The organism is Oceanirhabdus seepicola (assembly GCF_023684385.1).
In the GTDB taxonomy this organism is placed as follows: domain Bacteria; phylum Bacillota; class Clostridia; order Clostridiales; family Clostridiaceae; genus Oceanirhabdus; species Oceanirhabdus seepicola.
Genome location: NZ_JAGSOJ010000001.1, coordinates 612,915 through 634,777 on the forward strand (window position 1 = coordinate 612,915; position 21,863 = coordinate 634,777).

Annotated in this window: 15 protein-coding genes; 2 read left to right on the plus strand and 13 right to left on the minus strand. The window is 29.6% G+C overall.

Annotated elements, in window-relative coordinates; genetic code table 11:
• Positions 1-276 precede the first annotated feature (276 nt).
• Positions 277-2,733, minus strand: a complete 2,457-nt coding sequence (locus tag KDK92_RS02715) for an ABC transporter substrate-binding protein (RefSeq protein WP_250857509.1) — start codon at positions 2,731-2,733, stop codon at positions 277-279.
• Between the two features lie 346 nt (positions 2,734-3,079).
• A complete protein-coding gene (locus KDK92_RS02720; protein WP_250857510.1) occupies positions 3,080-4,399 on the minus strand; it encodes an MFS transporter in 1,320 nt (439 codons plus the stop codon).
• Between the two features lie 195 nt (positions 4,400-4,594).
• On the opposite strand from KDK92_RS02720, the gene KDK92_RS02725 reads away from it, so the two are divergent.
• Complete coding sequence (locus tag KDK92_RS02725) at positions 4,595-5,908, plus strand: helix-turn-helix domain-containing protein (RefSeq protein WP_250857511.1); 1,314 nt, start codon at positions 4,595-4,597, stop codon at positions 5,906-5,908.
• 106 nt (positions 5,909-6,014) lie between these two features.
• Here KDK92_RS02725 and KDK92_RS02730 read toward each other — a convergent pair whose 3' ends face one another.
• The 11 genes from KDK92_RS02730 to KDK92_RS02780 all read right to left on the minus strand — a co-directional run bounded on the left by KDK92_RS02730 (position 6,015) and on the right by KDK92_RS02780 (position 20,650).
• Positions 6,015-6,356 carry a hypothetical protein gene (locus KDK92_RS02730; RefSeq protein ID WP_250857512.1) on the minus strand — a complete coding sequence of 114 codons (342 nt, stop codon included), beginning with the start codon at positions 6,354-6,356 and terminating at the stop codon, positions 6,015-6,017.
• 112 nt (positions 6,357-6,468) lie between these two features.
• Positions 6,469-7,296, minus strand: a complete 828-nt coding sequence (locus KDK92_RS24755) for a sulfurtransferase (RefSeq protein ID WP_250857513.1) — start codon at positions 7,294-7,296, stop codon at positions 6,469-6,471.
• A gap of 423 nt (positions 7,297-7,719) precedes the next feature.
• Positions 7,720-9,543: a S9 family peptidase gene (locus tag KDK92_RS02740; protein WP_250857514.1), complete on the minus strand. Its 1,824-nt coding sequence runs from the start codon at positions 9,541-9,543 to the stop codon at positions 7,720-7,722.
• A 136-nt stretch (positions 9,544-9,679) separates the two neighbouring features.
• Entirely contained in the window at positions 9,680-10,651 is a 972-nt protein-coding gene (locus tag KDK92_RS02745; RefSeq protein WP_250857515.1) for an acyl-CoA dehydratase activase, read from the minus strand.
• Positions 10,632-11,732, minus strand: a complete 1,101-nt coding sequence (locus tag KDK92_RS02750) for a 2-hydroxyglutaryl-CoA dehydratase (RefSeq protein ID WP_250857516.1) — start codon at positions 11,730-11,732, stop codon at positions 10,632-10,634. The genes KDK92_RS02745 and KDK92_RS02750 overlap by 20 nt, the downstream gene beginning before the upstream one ends.
• Positions 11,704-12,624 carry an acyl-CoA dehydratase activase-related protein gene (locus KDK92_RS02755; protein WP_250857517.1) on the minus strand — a complete coding sequence of 307 codons (921 nt, stop codon included), beginning with the start codon at positions 12,622-12,624 and terminating at the stop codon, positions 11,704-11,706. Before KDK92_RS02755 ends, KDK92_RS02750 begins: the two co-directional genes overlap by 29 nt.
• Positions 12,625-12,778: 154 nt before the next feature.
• On the minus strand, positions 12,779-13,375 hold the full coding sequence (locus KDK92_RS02760; protein WP_250857518.1) for a TetR/AcrR family transcriptional regulator: 597 nt from the start codon (positions 13,373-13,375) through the stop codon (positions 12,779-12,781).
• Positions 13,376-13,393: 18 nt separating this feature from the next.
• Positions 13,394-16,486: an efflux RND transporter permease subunit gene (locus KDK92_RS02765; RefSeq protein WP_250857519.1), complete on the minus strand. Its 3,093-nt coding sequence runs from the start codon at positions 16,484-16,486 to the stop codon at positions 13,394-13,396.
• A 386-nt stretch (positions 16,487-16,872) separates the two neighbouring features.
• Positions 16,873-17,388 (minus strand): dCTP deaminase, encoded by a 516-nt coding sequence (dcd, locus tag KDK92_RS02770; protein ID WP_250857520.1) that lies wholly within the window; start codon positions 17,386-17,388, stop codon positions 16,873-16,875.
• A 247-nt stretch (positions 17,389-17,635) separates the two neighbouring features.
• The gene (locus KDK92_RS02775) at positions 17,636-19,105 is read right to left on the minus strand and encodes a methyl-accepting chemotaxis protein (protein WP_250857521.1); all 1,470 of its coding nucleotides are present in this window, start codon (positions 19,103-19,105) and stop codon (positions 17,636-17,638) included.
• A gap of 75 nt (positions 19,106-19,180) precedes the next feature.
• Positions 19,181-20,650, minus strand: a complete 1,470-nt coding sequence (locus KDK92_RS02780) for a methyl-accepting chemotaxis protein (protein WP_250857522.1) — start codon at positions 20,648-20,650, stop codon at positions 19,181-19,183.
• Positions 20,651-20,969: 319 nt separating this feature from the next.
• On the opposite strand from KDK92_RS02780, the gene KDK92_RS02785 reads away from it, so the two are divergent.
• Positions 20,970-21,731, plus strand: coding sequence for a PHP-associated domain-containing protein (locus KDK92_RS02785; protein WP_250857523.1), 762 nt, complete (start codon positions 20,970-20,972; stop codon positions 21,729-21,731).
• Positions 21,732-21,863: the final 132 nt, after the last annotated feature.

The following is a 21,863-nucleotide window of genomic DNA, read 5'->3' on the forward strand; positions in this document are numbered from 1 at the left end:
TTTCAAAAGACATGTTTAAAAATTTCATATACTCTAAAGTTGTGTATTTTTATATTATTCCCTTCACCTCTAATATTTCTATTCATAGTTAAAATCTTTTTCTACCCACTTGTTTAACTGTGGTTTTGGTTGCACAAAAAAGTTGATGGTACAAGCTATTGCTTGTACCATCAACTTTTCTATTCAATTATGTTAAATAATTGAATTAGTTTTATAATAAGAGCTATAAAAAATTTAAAATAACCTTATTAATCAAAATTTATTCTGTTTAAATCATTATTCTTCTATCCAAATATCATCAAATTTAATGATATTTAATGGGTGAACCTTTAATCCTTTAATATTATTCTTACATGCATACGAAGTACATATTGTTGATAGGAATATCCATGGCGAATCATCAATAATCTTACTTTCAATATCATTCATGATTTCATTATATTTATAAGGATTTTTAGTTTTTCTAGCATTCTCAAGCATTTCAACAATTTCTTGATTATGATAATTTCCAAAATTCATGGCACTATTTTTATCTATTAATGGTTGAATAAAGTTATCTGATGTTCCTGAATCTCCAATCCAGCCATAAAGAAATACATCACAAGAACTGTTAGACGCACTTTTTTGAAAATAATTACCATTAACTTCGCAAGTCTTCACTTGAATACCAATTTCTTTTAAATTCTCTTTTAAAATTGCACTAATCCTTTCTTGATTACCAGTACCTGGCGTTACTGACATAGTTAATGTTCCAGAATTTATTCCACTTACACTCATAAGGTCTTTTGCCTTTTTTAAATTTTTTTCATATGCTTTTGTTCTATAATTTGTCAAACTATTCGGAAAGGCTCCTCGTGAAACAATTTCCATTTCCCCAAATACCTCTTTTACAATTCTCTCCCTATCTACACAATAATTTATAGCTTGTCTCACTTTTTTATTATGAACAATAGAATTTGAATTATTAAAATTCATTGCTAAAAATCTACCGCCAACACATTCTACTTTTTCTATTTTATAGCCTTCATTCTTTAACTTTTCAATATTATTTTTATCTACGCCTATGTAATCCAATTCTCCTGCAACAAATTTATCTAAACTCTTCTCTACTTTAAAATAGATTTCTATTCTATCAATTAAAGCTTGTCCTAGTGAATACTCTTCAAATTTTTCTAAAATCAATCCATCTTCGGTTTTTGAAACAGACTTAAATGCTCCTGCTCCAATAAGTCCAACATCCTTCGAACTTGTATCTTCCTTAGGTATAATAGAACAACTACAATGAGCTAAATTATTTATAAAAGTATTATAAGCATATTTCAATTTAATTTTTATATTATATTTTCCCTCAACTCTAATCCCTAAAACTGAGGATGCTTTACCTTCAAAATACTCATCAGAACCATCTATCATCTCCAGAAACCATCGATTTGGAGAATTGAGTTCTTTGCTTAAAAGCCTTTCAAAAGAGAACTTAACATCATCAGCAGTTATATTTCTACCATTATGAAATTTCATATCTCTTCTTAAATTAAAGTTCCATGTTAAATTATCTTCTTCAACATGCCATGTTCTTGCAATTGATCCAACAACATCTGTACCTATACCAAATTTAGCCAATCCCGAATGTATTGCTGAGCTAATCTTTGTTGATTCAGCCTCAGTAATCATAGCAGGATCAAATGTACTTGGTTTAGCAATAGCTATTCTACATCTATTTTTTTCATTGGATGCTTCACTAATTTTTTGTTCAGACATTTCATTAAGATTTTTTATTGCTGACTCAAGAATATTAAGTACAGCATTCTGCTTGTCCGCATTTATTGAAATATTTTCATTAAATACTTTAACCCTATCAGAAACCTTAACCATATCATCAATAACTGTCATCATATATTGATTTTTATCTGCCTGTTCACTCATAACTTGATTTATCTGATTAGAAATATTTTTTGCCTTTTCGATTGAAGTCACTATATCACCAAAAGCTATTCCTGACTTTTCAACAGCTAAAGTGCTTTCTTCTACAGTTTCAACTCCCTGTTCAACAATATCCAATGTTTCATTAGTTACGTATGCCATTTCATCTATTATGGTGTTTATATTATCTGCAGATTCAGAGCTACTATTTGCCAACTTTTTAACTTCTTGAGCTACAATAGTAAAACCTCTTCCTGCTTCCCCTGCTCTTGCAGCTTCAATATTAGCATTTAATGATAATAAATGAGTAGTTTTTGATATTTGTTTAATAATATCAACAATCCCTTTAATTTCATTAGATTTTTCCGAAAGTTTATTCATTGCACCGCTCATATTCTCAACTGTTTGCTTAATATTAAGAAAGCTTTCCATTATTTCATCTAAGGATCGCTTTCCTTCTTCTGCTTTATTTAATGACTCTTCAACAACTGCCATAGATTCTTCAACACTAGCACATACTTCTTCTGAGAATGCTCCTACCTCTGATGAAACATTGATAGTTTTATCAATATTTTCGCTATGTTTATCCATTTGCACGTTAATTTCTTCTACTGATTTTAAAAGTATTTCTGTACTTTCTATTGCGTCTTCCGCTTCCTTTAATATCCTTTCCGTCATTATGCTTTGACTCTTCTGTTTATTAATTAATTTTCTTAATCTATTATTTTGATTTTCAAATTCTTGGAAGTCTTTTTTTTCTGATACTATCTTGTTTTCTTCATTTCTTTTTTTCCTAAACTTAGTTATAGCCATTATTCCTTTCACCTCTATGAAATATAATTTCTCTTGCAAAATCTAAATTATAACAAAATATTAAAGTATATTAAAAGAAAATGTATTTTATTGTTTATATATGTAAACTATTTGTACTCAATAACATTCTACCATAATTACGATTAATAGGAAACTCAGTCCAACATATCATATCACAATTTTCAAAAAAAATTCATATTTCAAAATTTTAGATGCTCTAAACTAATATTCATTTTAATAAAATGAAGAAAAAAACAAAATATGCATCTGATTGGTGCATATTTTGTCTATTGACAAAGTTATAATATATTATTTTCACTCTGTTTTCTGTCTTAGTAATTTCAATTTAAAATCCTTTCATCGCTTTGTTTGTTCTTATAAGGATTGAACAAATGATTATAACTATTCCGGATAAAATAGGTATAATGTATGAAGGAATAATATCAATAACAAGTCCAGAAAATATTATTCCTAATGGTGCTATTCCACTACTTAATGCAAAAACTATTCCCATAACTCTTCCACGAATATTATCAGGTGTAAATTTTTGAATTGATACCATTATAGGAACATTGACAGTTATCATACATACTCCAAAAATACATTGTATTACTATATAGAAGATGAAAAAAATATTATTATTAATAAATCTTAAAATTGGTATAGTAGGAATCCCAATAAGCACTGAGCAAATTCCCATCATAAATAAGCCTAAAGAAAAACTTTTCAATTTACTATCTTTCTCTGGTAGTGTTCCTATAATTATGGAAGCAAGTAGAAGTCCTACTGAAATAGAAGTCTCTATAATTCCAAACTGCACTGTAGACATATTTAAAACATTGTTAATAATAAAAGGTAAGTTCACTGCTAAGGAAGGCATTACAAAATTAATCAAAAAAGCAAATTTTACAAGGATATATAGAACTTCATTATTTTTTATAAATCCAAATACTTCTTTTATATCTTGAATTATTATGCTCAATTTAGACTTAAAATCCACCTTTCTTTTGGTGTCAATAGCCCCTTTATTCTCTTCATTTTCAACTTTAACAAGTTTAAAATCAATGAACATTTCAGAAATAGCAGAAATCACAAAAGATATGGCGTTTAATAAAAGAAACAAATTAATAGAGATTAATCCAAATAATATCCCACCTATTACTGGTGCAATAATCCCTGTAAGTGATGATATTGCACTTGAGTAAGAATTAATTTTATTTAGTCTCTTTTCAGTTACTAAATTTGGTATTGATGCTGAAATAGTAGTATCGAAAAATGTACTTATTATTGAAAGAAGTACTGTTACAACGTAAATATAAATAATTTGCAACCCGAATAAGTAGGACATTAGTAGCAATCCAAATACTACTCCACCGCTTAAAAAGTCTAATAATACAACAATTTTCTTTCTATCTAACTTATCTGCTAAGACTCCTGCAAAGGGTCCAAGTATAACTCTAGGTACCATCCCAGCCAAAATACTAAATGCAAATGATAAACCCGACCCTGTCGTTTTCAAAATATATAGGGCTAAAACAAACGTATAAAGATTTGTTCCTAATAAAGAAATTAATCTCCCTTCTAAAAATAGAATTAAATTCAACTTTTCTTTTCTTAACGTCATTTGATTTAATGCAGATTGATTATTTAATATTGCTTCTCCCATTACAAATACCCCCATGATATATTTTTGTTTAATTTCATTCAACTTATAGTTTTATTTTACCATATTATTCATATAAGTCAATACACGAGTTGAATATTATTAAACTTATTTTCTTTTAATATAGTTTACCTCGTTGCAAGTTGAATATTTTTATACTATAATTTATATATAGAATATAGCTAGGAGGGGATTAAAATGACTGAAACACTTGGTCAAAAGATAAAGAAACTAAGAAAAGAATTAAAAATGACTCAAAGTGACCTTGCTGGAAATGAAATGACCAAAAGTATGCTTAGTCATATTGAAAACAATCAAGCTTCACCTTCAATGAAGAATCTTCAATATATTGCAAAACGCTTAGAAAAATCTATATCCTATTTTTTAGAAGAGGATTTTAAAGAAAAAAAAGAAATCATAACAGAAATTCCAATTGAAGAACTAAACACTGAAATGAGAAATATTAATAATTTAATTGAAAATAAACAATTTAAAAAAGCCTTAGAAGAACTTAAACCAATATTAAAGAGTTATAATTTTAATAAAACTACTATTATTTATGCAGATGTTATTTCAAAATTAGGTACTTGTTTAATTGAATTAGGCGAATTTGAAGAAGGTGAAAAAACTTTACGAACTGCATCAAAAGTATACATAGATAATCATCTTTTTATAAAAGCAGCTAAAACTTATAACGAACTTAACATAATATATTTTAAAACATTTGATTATGATAAGTCCTTAAAAATACTAGAAGAAACTTGGAATATATATCATAAATCTATAAATAAAGATATTTTTTTTGAAATTGACCTTTTACACTTTCAGTCCTATATATATACTTCATTAGATAATTACAAAGAAGCACTTTCTTCTTTAGAAAAAGCCATGAATCTTTCAAACGAAAAGAATTCATATTATAAATTAGGAGAAATATATAGAGTTATTTCAGCAGTCTATTGGGTTTTAAAAGATAATGATAAATTCCAATATAATATAAAGAAAGCTAAGGAATTTGCTGATTTTTCAGAAGATAAATCAACTCTCTCAAGGATAGAACACACTTTAGCCGTCTATGCTAACAGCTTAGGAAATCCTAATAAAGCATTAGAACATATAAATATGTTTTTAGAATATACCAGTGAAGATGTTTCCCTTATTTATCTTGAACTAGCAAAGGCTTATTATACCCTTAAAAAGTACGATCTAGCCTTAGAAAACATAGTCAAAGCAGCTTACTCATCTGAAGTTTTTATTAAACCTGACTATCTTTATATGTGGGAAGCCAAAGTTCATGAGGGCCTAATACTCCATGCTCTTGGTAAGAGCGAAAAAGCTATAGAAAGTATACAATATGCAATTGATAAAATGATTAAATTTTCTTATTCATCAAATTTATCCTTTGCATATAAAAGCTTAAGCACAGTGTATTCTGAAATTAATGATTTCGAAAATGCTTTTTATGCTTTGAAAAAGTCCGAGGAAATACTTTCATTATTAAATAATAAATAAAGAGAGACAGGTCTAGGCTACCTCTCTCTCTTTTCTAATAATATAAATTAGTTATATATAACCAAATTAAGTATAGTTAATTAATTTAAATAATATATCTATAAAATCAATCATTTTTAGTTTTGCTCTTTTTGGGGAGTAATATTATTTTCTCTAAATAATATGCTATTAACCCAGTCTGTAAAACGGATAAAAAGGCAAAAATATTAGAATTTGTTATACCTCCAAGCTTTCCATCAATTAATATTGATGTAGGAGCATGAATAATTAACCAAAATAATTTTTGAGCATAATCCCTTGGAAAACTAGTACCTGATAATCTATATTGTTCAATGCTAGGACTAACATATGGAAGTACAATCCCTGAGTATACTAGTAACCAAGTTAACAGCAAATCTATAAGCACAACAATAACAACTACTTTGTGCTTTTTAATAATATCAACCATACAAACCTCCACTTATAAATGATTCTATATACAAAATATATTATACCATAATTTTACAAGAATCACTTGAATAATAAAACACCCGCCTAATGAACTGCTTTATTAATAATATCTATTTTTCACATATGACTTCATTATCTTCATAACTTATCCAATCACTCCAACTTCCTAAGTAAAGAATTGGTTTCAACCCAACTTCACTCATTAGAAGAACATTCACACACGCACTAACCCCTGATCCGCAATGAACAATTAGTTTTTTATAGTTCTTTAATTCATGAAATTTTTCATTTAATGCATTTAAATCTTTAACCTCTAGATTATCAAAATTATCTTTCCAAAAGTAATTTACAGCCCCTGGTATATGCCCTGCTTTCTTATCAATAGGCTCTTCTAATGCTAAATATCGTTCTCTTGCTCTAGAATCTATTATTATAGACGCTTCTTTATTAAGATTTTCCCTTACGTACTCAACATCACAAATCAATTTAGAGTTAATCTTCATTGTAAGACCGTTTGATTCTTTTGGTTCATTCACTTTATCAGTTACAGGAAGATTTCTTTCAACCCAAGCTTTAAATCCACCATTAAGTACATAAACCTCTTTTATACCAATATATTTAGACATGAACCAAAGTCTAGATGCCGGCGCTAATTGACCATCATCATAAATAACTACAGCTTTTTCCTCATCAACTCCTGAGTTTTCCATCATCTTTATGAACTCATCCATTAAAGGTAGCGGATGTCTTCCACCGTGTTCACTTACCTCACCTGTTAAATCTCTTAAATCTATGTATACCGCATTATTTATATGCGACTTTTTATAAGCGTTTAATCCATATTGCGGATCATTCATTCCAAATCTACAATCTAATATAACTAAATCCTCATTATTTAAGTTTTCTGATAACCAATCTATAGATACAATATTTTTCACTTTAATTACCTCCTCATAACATTTTAAGACTACTCACACAGAAAGTATAGCATATAATATCAGCTCTTCAAAACATCTAATTTTTCCCCTTCTTTTGTATAATTTGCTCCTTTATTTCTGCATAACTACAGCCTAAATATACTCTTATAGTTAAAACTAACATTCCTATTACCCTTAATATTCTTGCAATAGTTACATCAAAATATTTATTGCTTCTCCTATTGATATAACAATTAATATGAATCCAATTATTCTTAATGTTAATCCTGCTTTCCTTTTCATATTAATTTATCACCTACTTTGTTTTATATTTGAAAGACAATATATTTATTTCTCATTCAAGACTTTAATTTTCTTAAGTGTTATCATTTCATAAAAAAAGCTATCAAAATATATATCACACTTTGATAGCTTATCTTTATATTATAAATATTCTTCCAAGAAACTCTCCATTTCTTTAAACATTTCTATAATATTTTCTTCATTATGGAATCCATGTCCCTCATTATCTTTAACCATATATTTAACTTCTACCCCTCTATTTCTTAATGATTCTACAACTCCATCAGATTGATCCTTTGGAACTCTTGGATCATTTGCACCTTGAACTATAAATAATGGAGTCTTAATTTTATCAACATGGAATACAGGTGATACTTCTCTCAATAACTCCTTATCCTCTTCAGGATCTCCCATTTTTTCATAGAACATTTTTCTTAATGACTCCCAATAAGGTGGCATGTCCTCTAACAATGTAAATAGATTTGATGGTCCAACTTCATCTACTGCACAAGCATATAAGTCAGGAGTAAATGTAACTCCAGCTAAAGTTGCATATCCGCCATAGGATCTCCCATATATTGCTATTCTTTCAGGATTTGCAATTCCCTCATTAACAAGCCAATTAACTCCATCTGTAAGGTCATTCTGCATATCTTTTCCCCACTGCTTAAAGCTAGCCTCTAAGAACTTTCTTCCATAACCAGTAGATCCCCTAAAGTTAACATTAAGAACACCATAACCTCTATTAGCTAAAAACTGTGCTTTGGGATTAAATTCCCACACATCTCTGTACCAAGGACCTCCATGAGGATTAATAACTATTGGTAAATTTTTTGGTTCAACTCCTTTTGGCAGGGTTAAATAACCTGGAATTATCAATCCATCTCTTGCTTCAAATTTTATTGGCTTCATTTCACACATTTCTTCTTCTTTAAGCCATGGCATTAAATTACATATTTTAATAAGTTCATCTCTTTTAATATCATAAAGATAATATTCTCCTGAATTAATGTCGCTATAAGCATAAATCATCATTTTACTTTCATCTTTACTCATATTTTCATATGATATGCTGAGACCTTTTAATTTTCCTTCAATTTTACTATGAATTGTCTCCCTCTCTTTATCTAGGAAATGAATATGCTCTTTATCTGTATAATATTTAACTCCAATAATCTTCTTATGAAAATCTGATTTCAGAAGTTCGTCAACATCTACTTCATCATGTTCAAATATTAATTTAATATTTTCTTTTGTTCTTGGATTGAATTCATATATTGCAGACTTGTCCCTTCCAATACTAGATGAAATATATATATTCTTATTATCAAAGCTAAAGAATATTGGAGAGATATGTTCTCTAAAATCACTTTCAAGTACTAAATGAAATTCTTCTTCTACAGACTCTCTATATAATATTTTAGTTGCTGTTCCATCACAACATGCAGCCGCTCTTACTTCCCCATTATGATCTACTATCCATTGAGTAACTCCCCCCGGATTTTTAGCGACCATTTTCAACTCACCTGTATTAACATTGATTCTATAAACATCAAATAATGTTTTATCTCTTTTATTTAAAAGTATTAATATTTCTTCATTACTACATTTTAATTCATCTAAAATTTCAGCTCTTACTCCATCAAATGGTGTTAATTCCTTAAAATTTTCTCCATCTAACTCCACTGCATATAATCTATAGTTTTCATCTCCACCTTTATCCTGCATATAAACTATACGATTATCATTAGCCCAAATATAGAAAGCTATATCTCTATCTTTAGAATTTGTTATTCTTACCTCTTCTTTTTCTTTAATAGATTGTATATGTAAATTAAGTCTTTTTTCATAAGGCTTCAAAAATGAAATATTATTTCCATCTGGAGATACTTTTAAATAAAATTTTTCAGGTTTCCTTAAAAAGTCTTCAATGGGTATTTGCCTAATTATGTTTCTACAATTCATACTTTCCCCTCCCAAATAACACTTATATTTATAATTTTTTATTTTATTGTTATATATTAACACATCCATGCCTTTTCTTCAAAATAAAAGCCATAAACACATTATTGTTTATGGCTACCTATAGATATCTATACTATTAACTATTAATTATTTTTTCAACGTAACTACTACTCCATTTTCCACATCTATCTCCAAAACATCCTAATGTTGTGTTCTCATCATTGATCATTACAACCTCACATCCATTAGAGCATCCTTTACATTCGAAAGATTTTGTTTTAATTTCCATATCAGCTACATTAAAGCCTTTAAAGTTTGTGTTTTTTTTCTCCTTCACTTTCTCTTTAGCTAGAATAGCTGAACCTAACGCGCCCATTACTTTATGATACTTTGGAACATACACCTTACAACCTAATGCCTCCTCAAATGCTGCTATCATACCTTTATTAGTAGCAACTCCTCCTTGGAAGAATATCTTAGACTGTATGTTCTTCCCTTTACCTACATTACTCAAGTAGTTCCTTACAAGAGCATCGCATAATCCTTTTATTATATCTGATTTATCGTAACCAAGTTGTTGCTTATGAATCATATCTGATTCAGCAAAAACAGCACATCTTCCTGCTATTCTCACTGAGTTTTTTGCCTTTACAGCATAATTCCCAAACTCTTCAATAGGTATTCCAAGTCTTTCTGCCTGCCTGTCTAGAAAGGATCCGGTTCCTGCTGCACATACTGTATTCATTGCAAAGTCTGATACTATTCCTCTATTTAAAATAATGATTTTAGAATCCTGTCCTCCAATTTCAAGAATTGTTCTTACATCTTTATCTATTTCTAGAGCAGCAACTGAATGAGCTGTAATCTCATTTTTAACTATATCTGCTCCTATTAAATAAGAAGCTATATGTCTTCCACTTCCAGTAGTTCCAGCTGCTTGAATTTGTTTATCATTGTATTTTTCCTTTAAAGTCTTAAATGCATTTTGAACAGCATTTATTGGACTTCCTTTTGTTCTAATATAGATTTGTTCTATTATATTATTGTTTTCATCTATTAATACTACATCTGTACTAACAGAACCCACGTCAACTCCCATATAATACATTTTCTTTTTTCCTCCTCTCAAGCATATCTAAAAAAGCTTCAATTCTAGTTATATATCCAGCTTCTCCTGTCATTTCATCAATTACAAGTGTAAGAATAGGAAAATCCTTATCTTTAGAGATTGTTGGAAGTATTGCTTTACTAACTATCTCCGGCATACACCCCATTGGAAATAACTGAATAGCTCCGTCAAGTCCACTTCTTTGCCCTAGAACGGTCTCTCCTATACACTCTCTAGCATGCCCACCAATGTAGTATGGTAGATACTTAAGTGAAGCTCTTCTAATATCTAATGAATTAAGTTTAAAACTCTTCATAAGTAAGTCTTTAACCCACCAACTAGGTGTTAAAGATCTTTTAGTACAAACACCAAAATCCATTAATCTATCTTCCAAATATAGATTTGAAAAAGGTTCAATTACAGTATATATTTCACCAATAATGCCAACCTTAACTGGTTGTTTATTTTTATCAATCCTTATGTTATTAATCTTCTTTTTATATTCTTTTAATATGTTAATTAATTCATCAACACCATTACTCTGTAACGCCTTATCCTTGTATTCTTTTAAAAGTCTTTTGCATTCTCCTCTATTAACCTCATATCCAGCTAAATCATGTGCTATAGCATCTATACTGTCACAAAGATTTATAACTGTAATACCATTTTTAATGGCCATCATCTTTTCAATCTTACTTTTTTTACTACTAGAAGTTATTTTGCTAATTCTATCTAAGAACTCTTTAACACCAATATCTTTAGGAGCATCTAACATAACAAAATCAACATCATAACCAAGTCTTTTAATTAGTTTCATTTGCAGCTCACCATATTCCCCAAACCTGCATGGTCCACAGCTACCAACAATAATAACAGTATCTGCTCCTCTTTCAATACTCTCAATATAGTTCCCTATCATTATCTTAAAGGGCAAACATATTTCCTCTGGAGAATGCTTTACCCCAACATCAAGTGCTTTTCTATTATTAAGTTCAGGAATTACATATTCAACTCCCAAGGTGTCGAACACAGCTTTAGCTGCAAGATAAATATTACCCATGTGTGGAAATGTTACCTTCAATTTTATTTCTCCTTTCCATCATATCAACAAAAGCCTCTATTCTTGTATCAAACCCCGCTTCACCACTATGCTCATCAACTTTTAATAAAAGCATTGGAGTATTCAAATTATTATGCTGAATAAGTTCAATAATTACAGAATCTATTCCACAAGCAAAGGATGATAAATAGACAATTCCATCAATCTCTTCATTTTTACTTAAGTGTAATGTTGCACCATATGAGTCCCTTACAAAGGACCAGAATGGTTTTTTATAAAGAGTACTTACCTCTGCATCTTTATGTTCATCTTCAATATGCTCTTCAGTTATTACTCCAACCCCTAATTTATTTAGCTTTTTAACAAGATTCATATTTATATATTCATCGTATATTAAATATGGATGACCTACTAATAATACATTCTTTTCATATCCTTCATCCTTTGTTCCAACCTTAAGCTGTCTTTGAGCTATCAATGCCTTGTTAAATGCTTTTTCTATTTTTAAAATATTTGGAGTTATTCTTCTACCTGCTTTCATTGCCCACTTTCTTAAATTCTTATCACTATCTGCATACATTGGTGTTCCAATAATTTCTGGCATATCAGCTATAGAATTTACCACCATTTCAGGAAGCCCACAAAATTTGGGACATATGAATTCATTCTCTCTTATTCTCATTATTCTAGGAATAAAAAGAATATCGCATTTATCTTTAATAGAAGCCACATGACCATGAAAAACTTTTATAGGCAAACAAGCCTCGTCTACACAACACTTTACTCCTTCATTTAAGATTGCTTTGTTAGTATCCTCTGATACAATAATCTCTGCTCCTAACTCTAAAAAAAATGTCTCCATGAAAGGATGATATTTATAATAGAGTAACCCTTTAGGTATTCCAATCTTCATATACTTTTCTCCTTTACTAATATCAACCATCTTTTATTATTAACTAAAAAATTGATAATATTCTACTAACAATCTATAAAACAAAATTGTTTGATGAGAAAACAAAAAAGTTGATAACAAAAATCTTTGTCATCAACTTTAAATTCATATGTGCCTACGATAGAATTTTAACTACTATATTATATAATTTACTAACAAATTCTTCTTCACTATAATTAGAAGTTTTCATTGTATGAATATATTCAATGATACTTGACATTATTGTTGTCTTTGCAACCCCAATATCAAATTCATCAATCTCCTCTGAAATTACACCTTCTGATACCCCTTTTTTTATAATATCATTGAATATTACCTTGTGCCTGGCTCTCATTTCTTGTACCATTGCTTTAATTTGATTTTTCATATCTCCGCTTATCATACACCCTACATTCTCTGAAACAAGTAAACCATGAAAGCCAATATTATATGATAAGGTGGTTAATACCTTATGAATATGATTAATCAAATCATCTTTAAAGTTTAAATCATTTTGCATATTATCATTTACAACATCCTTCAAACTAGTTTGCAGTAGATACATTATAGATCCTGCTAATATTTCATCTTTATTTTTAAAGTATTCATATATTGTACCTTTTCCAATACCAGCTCTTTCAGCAATATCTGAGATTTTTATATTTGAATGAAAGCCCTGTTCTTCAACGATATCAATTACTGCATTGTATATTAAAATTTCTTTTTGCTTCATAATCATTACCTCCTATATTTACACTCTTTTTTTTCTTAACTTATCAAGTGCAGTATATATAACAGGGATAATTATTAATGTAAGTAATGTGGAATATATTAATCCACCAATAGCTGTAATCGCCATAGGTTGCATCATTTCTGCATTTTCACCTACACCTATAGCCATTGTTGATAGAGCAATAATAGTAGTTAAAGCTGTCATAATAATTGGTCTAAACCTTGTATTACCCGCTTCAATTACAGCATCATAAGTGGATTTTCCTTCATCTTTTAATTGATTTATATAATCCACAATTACAATACCATTATTAACTACAATACCCGCAAGTATTATAAGACCTATTAAAGCAACAACACTAACTGGTGTATTAGTAATAAATAATCCTAAGAATCCACCTGTAAAGGCTAATGGTATACTGAACATAACTATAAATGGATATAGTAATGATTGAAATTGTGATGCCATTACCATATATATTAATACAATAGCTAACAATAATGCATATAGTAACATTGTAAATGAACTTCGAATTTCTTCTTGTTCCCCTTGCAGTTCAACAGTAAATCCTTCAGGTACATCATAATTTTTAATTTTTTCTTCAATATCTTCTCCCACTAAACCAACATTATAACCATCTTTGATTGCAGCAGCTACCGTTATATATCTAGTCTGCCCATGCCTTTTAATAGATGCATAACCTGATTCTATCCCCACTTCTGCTACATCTGATACCTTTACTTTCATACCCATAGGGGTCTCAATTGTTAAGTTCTTAATTCCTTCAATATCTATCTCTTGTTTATTTGCATCATCTTCATAAACACTAATATCATATTCTTGACCATCTAAGGTAAGTTTTGATGCTTTATTCTCTTCACTTATAGCATCCTTTACTGCCACGAAAACTTGAGCAGTAGTTAATCCTTTTTCTATACTCTTCTGTCTATCTACAGTTATTTTTAATTCAGGAGATGTTTTTGAAATACCATTATCTATTTCAGTTGTTCCTTCAGCAGATTGAACAATACCAGCAATATCATTTGCCATATCTTCTAATGTATTTACATCATATCCTTTAATCATAATAGATATGCCTGAACCACCCATAGCTCCCATATTGATACCCTGCTCTGAAACACTAACTTCGCATTCAAGATTAGAAGTAGCTTCTCTAATTTCCTGTGCAATTTCTTTAGTTGTTCGACTTCTCTCTTTTGATAAAAGTACATTCATACTAGCTGAATCACTTCCACTCATCATTGCGAACATCATATTTCCACCAACAGATGCCCCTACAGTGTCTACATCTTCAATCTTACCGATTATTTCACTTAACTTATCAAGCATTTCTGCTGTGTCTTCAAATTCCACGCCTATTGGCATTGTTACATCTATCATTATCTGTCCTTGATCAGACTGAGGGAAGAATTCAGTTCCCATCTGCAATGACCCATAAATACTACCTACAAATAACACTAATGCTAATAGAATAACTGAAATTTTGTGTTTAAGAGAAAATCTCAATATTCCAGTATATACTTTTTTCATACCATCTAATACTCTATGCTCTTTATTAATTTGAGATTTCTTCATTATCTTTGAAGCCATCATAGGCACTAGCGTTAGTGCAATAATTAAGCTTGCAATCAGTGAAAATGAAATAGTAAGAGCCATTTCTTTAAAAATCTCAGCTGTTATCCCTTTCATAAATATAACGGGAGCAAATACACAAACTGTTGTAATCGTTGATGCTGTAATAGCTCCAGCTACCTGTTGTGCTCCTTTAATAGCAGCTTCTTTTGCGCTTATCCCTTCATTTCTAAGTCTATATATATTTTCAATAACAACAATTGAATTGTCTACAAGCATACCGATTCCAAGAGCAAGCCCACCCATTGATATAATATTTAATGTCATCTTTGAGAAGTATATCATTATAAAAGCAGCCATAACACTTATTGGTATTGCCAGGGCAATAATAATTGTTGGTTTTAAATCTCTTAAGAAGATTAAAAGAATTACTATTGCAAGTAGCGCTCCATATAAAAGATTATTACTTACAGATTTGACTGAGTCATTTATATAATCAGCCTGATTCATCAACATAACAGTTTCAACATTTTCAAACTCAATGTTAATCTTATCAAGCTCTTCTTCTACTAGTTCAGCAACATCAGTTGTTGCATAATTGTTTTGCTTTTGAATAGATATCATTACTGCCTCTTGGCCATTTACCTTTGAATATGACTCTTCAGATATATCAACCATATTAATATCTGCAACATCTTCTAAAGTCACAGTCATTAATGGACTTGACATAATAGTCAATGTGTTAATTTCTTCTAAATCATCCAACTTATCTCCAACACGTACAAGATAATCTGTACCCTCTTCATTAATATAGCCACTAGGCATACTGAAGTTTTGACCTTTAAGTATTCCAGAAATCATGTCTTTTGTAATCATAATTCCCGGTGATGGTGCTCCTGGTGGAAGAGATTGCCTCATTTTGTCATTCAACTCTTCAATCTTTTCATTGTTTAACTTTACCTGTATTTCATTTTTTGCAGTACCTGTTAATGTTACAGACGCTACCCCTGGGATCCTTTCAATACGAGGTACAATAACACTCTCAAACCAGAAGGTTAGCTCAGAAATTTCTTTATCCTTAACTGATAAAGAAAAATTCATTATTGGCATCATATCAGGATTTATTTTCATAATCATCGGATTTCCAACTTCACTTGGCATATATGCTGTTATCATGTCAAGCTTTTCCCTAATCTCAACTAATGCTGAATCCATATTTGTATCTTCATTGAACTCCAGAATTACCATTGACATATTCTCTTGAGACACGGATTGTATATTTTTAATATTACTCACCGTAGCCATAGAATTTTCTGTAGGCTTTGTAATCATTTGTTCAATCGTTTCTGGACTAGCTCCAAAGTATGATGTAGAAACCACAGCATAAGGTAGATTAATACTTGGAAGTAAATCCGTAGTAAGATTTGTCAGTGAGACAGCTCCAAGAATAATTACTATCAAAATAGACATTATAATAGTAATTGGTTTTTTTACACTAAAACTAGATATTTTACTCATTCAAATTCTCCTTTGTTTGATTAATCCCTCGACCGACTGTTCGGTCAGTCATTAATTGTAGTCTATCACATGCTACTTCATTCTACAATGACAAATACTAAATAACAAAGTTGTTATTAGAATTTTAACATTATACTAGATTTGTAATCTTTATATTATTAACACAAAAATTTATTCAATACCAAACAAAGGTGCTAAAACGCACCTTTTCTTAATTAAAAAGTTATATTGTATTGAATTTGTTCTATCTTCCGTCTTTAGAATTTCAGACTGATTAAAAAGTTCAAGATAAAGGAACAAGGCGAACGAGCAGCGCAGTGTACGAATTAGGTACATGAGCAGCACAAAGAGCCTTAGTGACGCCGAGATTGGGCTTCTTAACAGTCTTAAAAATCTTTATAAAGCATGCTAGGTTGTATACCTTTATTGTTTTGGTATTTTCCACTAATATATTTATCATATTCACCTTCAATATTATGATAATAAACCTGGCATATTTCTACATTAGGATAAATCCTTATTGGCTGTACGCAGAATATTTCTAGTGTCCAATATCCTTTAAAACCAACATCACCAAATCCTGCTGTTACATGAACAAATAAACCTAATCTTCCAATTGAAGACCTTCCTTCTAACATAGGCACTAGTCTATCTGTCTCTGTGTACTCAACAGTTCTACCTAAATATAGTTTATTTGGTTCTAATAATAACCCTTCTGATGGTATCGTTATCTCCTTAACCTTATTATCCTTTTTCATATCCAAAACATTCTCTTCATAAACTAAAAGCTTATTATGTAATTTTAGATTATAACTATTTGGGTTAAGCTGTTCTTCATTGAAGGGTTCAATTATAATATCTTTTCCTAGCCTGTTCTTAATTTCTTTTCCTGATAAAATCATATTTATACCTCTTAGTTTTCTATTATTTTTGTTGACATAAACATTATAATCTATGCTATCATTTGCAGTATTAATTTTTTTATTTGATTATAAAATCAAATAAATGCCAAGTGTATTTCTTGGCATTTATTTTGTTAACAAAGTACAATATATTGTTTTAATTCTGTTTTCCATCTTCAGAATTTCAGACATTGAAAAAGCTCAAGCTAAGGAAGAAAGCGAACGAGCAGCTGAACGTAAAAATTATCTACTCATTCATATATTTATTCATATTATTTCCATACTTCAATAACTCATCAACACATTCCTTTGCATCATCAGCCAGCAAAGTGTACTCCGCTGCACTTGCTGAAGTTTCTTGTGCATTTGCCATAGTTTCTTCTGCTATAGCTGATAAATTATTTATAGCAGAGTTAATTCTATTACTAAGCTCTGATATCTCAGTAATATCAACATCAACTTTATCCGCTTTAAGTCCTAAATCACCACTCTCATTTTTTATACTATCTAAAGTATCTCTTGTCTGTACTACTAAATTATTTTGTTTATTATTTATATTTGCTAGGTCTTCAATTGATTTGTTTGACTTTTCAACTTCACTTCTAAGCTCATCAATAATAATAGATATATCACTTGTTGAATTTTTACTTTGCTCTGCAAGTTTCTTTACTTCTTCAGCTACTACAGCAAAACCCCTACCCTGTTCTCCTGCACGAGCAGCCTCAATAGCTGCATTTAATGCTAATAAATTAGTCTGTTCAGCAATATCTGTTATCATTTCTGTTATCTGTCTAATATTATCAGCAGCTTCTTTTAATTTTAGTGAACTCCCTAACACTTCCTTATTTTTCTCTTTAATTTCATCAGATTTAACTGATAAGTCCTCCACAATTTCCATTGCTTGCTGAACTTGCTTTTCATTCAAACTAGCAGATTCCTTCATCTCTTTAGATACAACTACTGTACGTTCTACTTTGTCCTCAATATCTTGTATAACTGAAGTCTGGGTTAGAATTTCCTCCGAAGTATTAGCAGCACCAGCTGAAATCTCATCAATTGCAGAGGATACCCCTAAAGATGAAACCTTAATTTTTTCAATAATACTATTAACATTATTAGAATTTTCATTTATTATTTTCACAACTTCAATTATATCGTTTACCATCTGTTGTTGCTTTTCATTAGCCCTCAAAACTTGTTGTCTTTCTTTTTCAGCTTCATTTTTTTTCTTACCTGAAATTTTTGTTACAGCAAACATAGTAATACAAAATAGTATGATGATTACAAGTTGCGTTTTCATTGTATCTTGAACAAATGTATCATTACTATTAATAAAAAAGCATATTATATTCGAAATAATAGCAGTAGCAGAAGGAAGAATAATATGCTTCACATCAAGATATATACTTGATGTTACCACTAAAGGTATTATTACTAACCCAGCAAGCTTAATTTGAGAAACAAAAAGAACAATAAAATATGCTGATACAAAAAAAGGTGATATTATAGAAATCAGCTTATTAGTATTATTATTTCTTTTATATACCACTGTAGCAATTACAAGTGAAAATATAAAACAGAAAATTGCAATAGACGTCATAAGCCCACTTATTAAATCATCTTTCATACACACATAAAGTGCCCCTGATAATACAATTCCAATTATCCAACACATAATAAGAAACATCTTATTTAACTCTTTATTATTTTTATTCATTTGTATCTCCCTCCAAATAGTAACCTTACTAATTTTACATTTAGCAATAATTTTTTAAAATAGGATTTTAAATATCTACTCATTTATATATTTGTTCATATTATTCCCATACTTCAATAGCTCATCAACACATTTCTTTGCATCATCAGCCAGCAAGGTATACTCCGCTGCACTTGCAGAAGTTTCTTGCGCATTTGCCATAGTTTCTTCAGCTATAGCAGATAAATTGTTTATAGCAGAGTTAATTCTATTACTAAGCTCAGATACCTCAATAATTTCTATATCAACTTCATCAGCCTTAAATCCTAAATCACTACTCTCACTTTTTATACTATCTAAAGTATCTCTTGTCTGTAATACTAATTTATTTTGTTTATTATTTATATTTGATAGATCTTCAATTGACTTATTTGATTTTTCAACTTCACTTCTAAGTTCATCAATAATAATAGATATATCACTTGTTGAAGTTTTACTTTGCTCTGCAAGTTTTTTCACTTCTTCAGCTACTACAGCAAAACCCCTACCCTGTTCTCCTGCACGAGCAGCCTCAATTGCTGCATTTAATGCTAATAAATTAGTCTGCTCAGCAATATCTGTTATCATTTCAGTTATCTGTCTAATATTTTCAGCAGCGTCTTTTAATTTTAGTGAACTGTCCAACACTTCCTTATTTTTATCTTTAATTTCCTCAGATTTTTCTGATAAGTCCTCCACAATTTTCATTGCCTGTATAACTTGTTTTTCATTCAAGCTAGCAGATTCCTTCATTTCCTTAGATACAACTACTGTATGTTCTATTTTATCCTCAATATTCTGTATAACTGAAGTCTGAATTAGAATTTCCTCTGAAGTATTAGCCGCACCAGCTGAAATCTCATCAATTGCAGAGGATACCCCTAAAGATGAAACTTTTATTTTTTCAATAATACTATTAACATTGTTAGAATTTTCATTTATTATTTTCACAACTTCAATTATATCCTTTACCATTTGTTGTTGCTTTTCATTAGCCCTCATAACTATTAGCTTCTCGTTTTCAGCTTCTATTTTTTTATTACCTGAAATTTTTGTTACAACAAACATAGTAAAACAAAATAATATTATTGCTACAAGTTGTGTTTCCATTGTATCTTGAACGTATACATCATTTATATTAATAAAAACCCAAACAATATTAGAGATAATAGCCGTAGCACATGGAAGAATAATATGCTTAACTTCAAGATATATACTCGAAGTTACTACTAAAGGTATTATTACTAAAAACCCAAGCTTAATTTCAGAACCAAATATAACAATAAAATATGCTGATACGAAAAAAGGAGATATTATAGAAATCAGCTTATTAGTATTATTATTTCTTTTATATACTATAGTAGCAAACACAAGTGAAAATATAAAACAGGAAATTCCAATTGAAGCCATAAGCATACTTATTTTATCTGCTTTCATACACCCTAAAAATGCCCCTGAGTATATAATTCCAATTATCCAACACATAATAAGAAAACTCTTATTTAACTCTTTATTATTTTTATTCATTTGTAAGTCCCTCCAAAAGTTCTATAATATCAATACTTTTTAAAGAATATGAAAAATTATGTTTTTCACCAAATTATATCATATTATTACTTATTATTGTATATATTTTCATTATTCATGATTAAATATTCTGAATAACATCAATATATTATAATAAATAATGTATAATAGATTCAATAATACTATTATTGTTCAATATTTACATACAATTTATTTCAAAAGTGAGACATATAAAAAAATAGCAAGTCAAAGATACGCACCATAAACCTATGACTAGTTATTTATTTGAATATGCCTTAATACAAAGGAGATTATACATATGAAAATCGATATGCATGTTCATGCTAAAGAACGCTCTTCCTGCAGTATAGCATCTGAAAAGGAACATATAGAAAAAGCTATAGAATTCGGATTAGATGCTATCGTATTTACTGATCACAATAAACTTGTACCTATAGAGCATCTTGAAGAGCTAAATAAGAAATATCATCCTTTCAAGATTTTCGGTGGTATCGAAGTTAGAATGGAAGACAATGGAGAAGATATACTTGTATTAGGAATACATGATAAATTAATTGAAGAAAAAAAATGGACATACCCTGAACTATATGCATTTGTACGTGAGAAAGATGGTTATATTGCTAAAGCTCACCCATATAGGTATAAGGAATATATTGAAATAGATATAGAAAAATATGTACCAGATGCGCTTGAAATTCATTCTACTAATATTGGAAAAGATGATAGCCAATTAATTACTGATTTAGCTAAAAAATTAAATTGTAATTTAATCAGCAATTCTGATGCTCATAATTCTGAAGACATCGGTATCTATTATAATGAATTAGAATCTACTCCATCTAATGAAAAGGAATTGATTGAGCTTTTAAAATCAGGTAAATATAAATGCGGCTATAGTACAGAGAGAATTTTTCTGTTTAATAAAAATGTAGCTAAAAAAGAAGAACTAATAAAAACATTAATAAATCAAGGTAACGATAAAATGTATTATCATAATCTTACGGGTAATTGGGAAGGAGAATTTGATAGAGTTTTAATGGGAAAATCGTATATTATATAAAATGTAAAGCCTTGCTTTCAATAATCTGAGAGCATTGAAGAGATCAATAAAATAATTCCATAATTATTAATAAGGGGGAAACTCTTATACAAAGAAAGGTATCTGAACTATTAGATAAAGATCTTGATTCTA

What these genes read in the sequence shown, in the direction of transcription:
- KDK92_RS02760 (WP_250857518.1), bottom strand. Translation starts at nt 13,375, where the DNA reads ATGAAGCAAAAAGAAATTTTAATATACAATGCAGTAATTGATATCGTT.
- KDK92_RS02765 (WP_250857519.1), bottom strand. Translation starts at nt 16,486, where the DNA reads ATGAGTAAAATATCTAGTTTTAGTGTAAAAAAACCAATTACTATTATA.
- KDK92_RS02745 (WP_250857515.1), bottom strand. Translation starts at nt 10,651, where the DNA reads ATGTATTATATGGGAGTTGACGTGGGTTCTGTTAGTACAGATGTAGTA.
- KDK92_RS02725 (WP_250857511.1), top strand. Translation starts at nt 4,595, where the DNA reads ATGACTGAAACACTTGGTCAAAAGATAAAGAAACTAAGAAAAGAATTA.
- KDK92_RS02740 (WP_250857514.1), bottom strand. Translation starts at nt 9,543, where the DNA reads ATGAATTGTAGAAACATAATTAGGCAAATACCCATTGAAGACTTTTTA.
- dcd (WP_250857520.1), bottom strand. Translation starts at nt 17,388, where the DNA reads ATGATTTTATCAGGAAAAGAAATTAAGAACAGGCTAGGAAAAGATATT.
- KDK92_RS02715 (WP_250857509.1), bottom strand. Translation starts at nt 2,733, where the DNA reads ATGGCTATAACTAAGTTTAGGAAAAAAAGAAATGAAGAAAACAAGATA.
- KDK92_RS02775 (WP_250857521.1), bottom strand. Translation starts at nt 19,105, where the DNA reads ATGAATAAAAATAATAAAGAGTTAAATAAGATGTTTCTTATTATGTGT.
- KDK92_RS02755 (WP_250857517.1), bottom strand. Translation starts at nt 12,624, where the DNA reads ATGAAGATTGGAATACCTAAAGGGTTACTCTATTATAAATATCATCCT.
- KDK92_RS02780 (WP_250857522.1), bottom strand. Translation starts at nt 20,650, where the DNA reads ATGAATAAAAATAATAAAGAGTTAAATAAGAGTTTTCTTATTATGTGT.
- KDK92_RS02785 (WP_250857523.1), top strand. Translation starts at nt 20,970, where the DNA reads ATGAAAATCGATATGCATGTTCATGCTAAAGAACGCTCTTCCTGCAGT.
- KDK92_RS02730 (WP_250857512.1), bottom strand. Translation starts at nt 6,356, where the DNA reads ATGGTTGATATTATTAAAAAGCACAAAGTAGTTGTTATTGTTGTGCTT.
- KDK92_RS02720 (WP_250857510.1), bottom strand. Translation starts at nt 4,399, where the DNA reads ATGGGAGAAGCAATATTAAATAATCAATCTGCATTAAATCAAATGACG.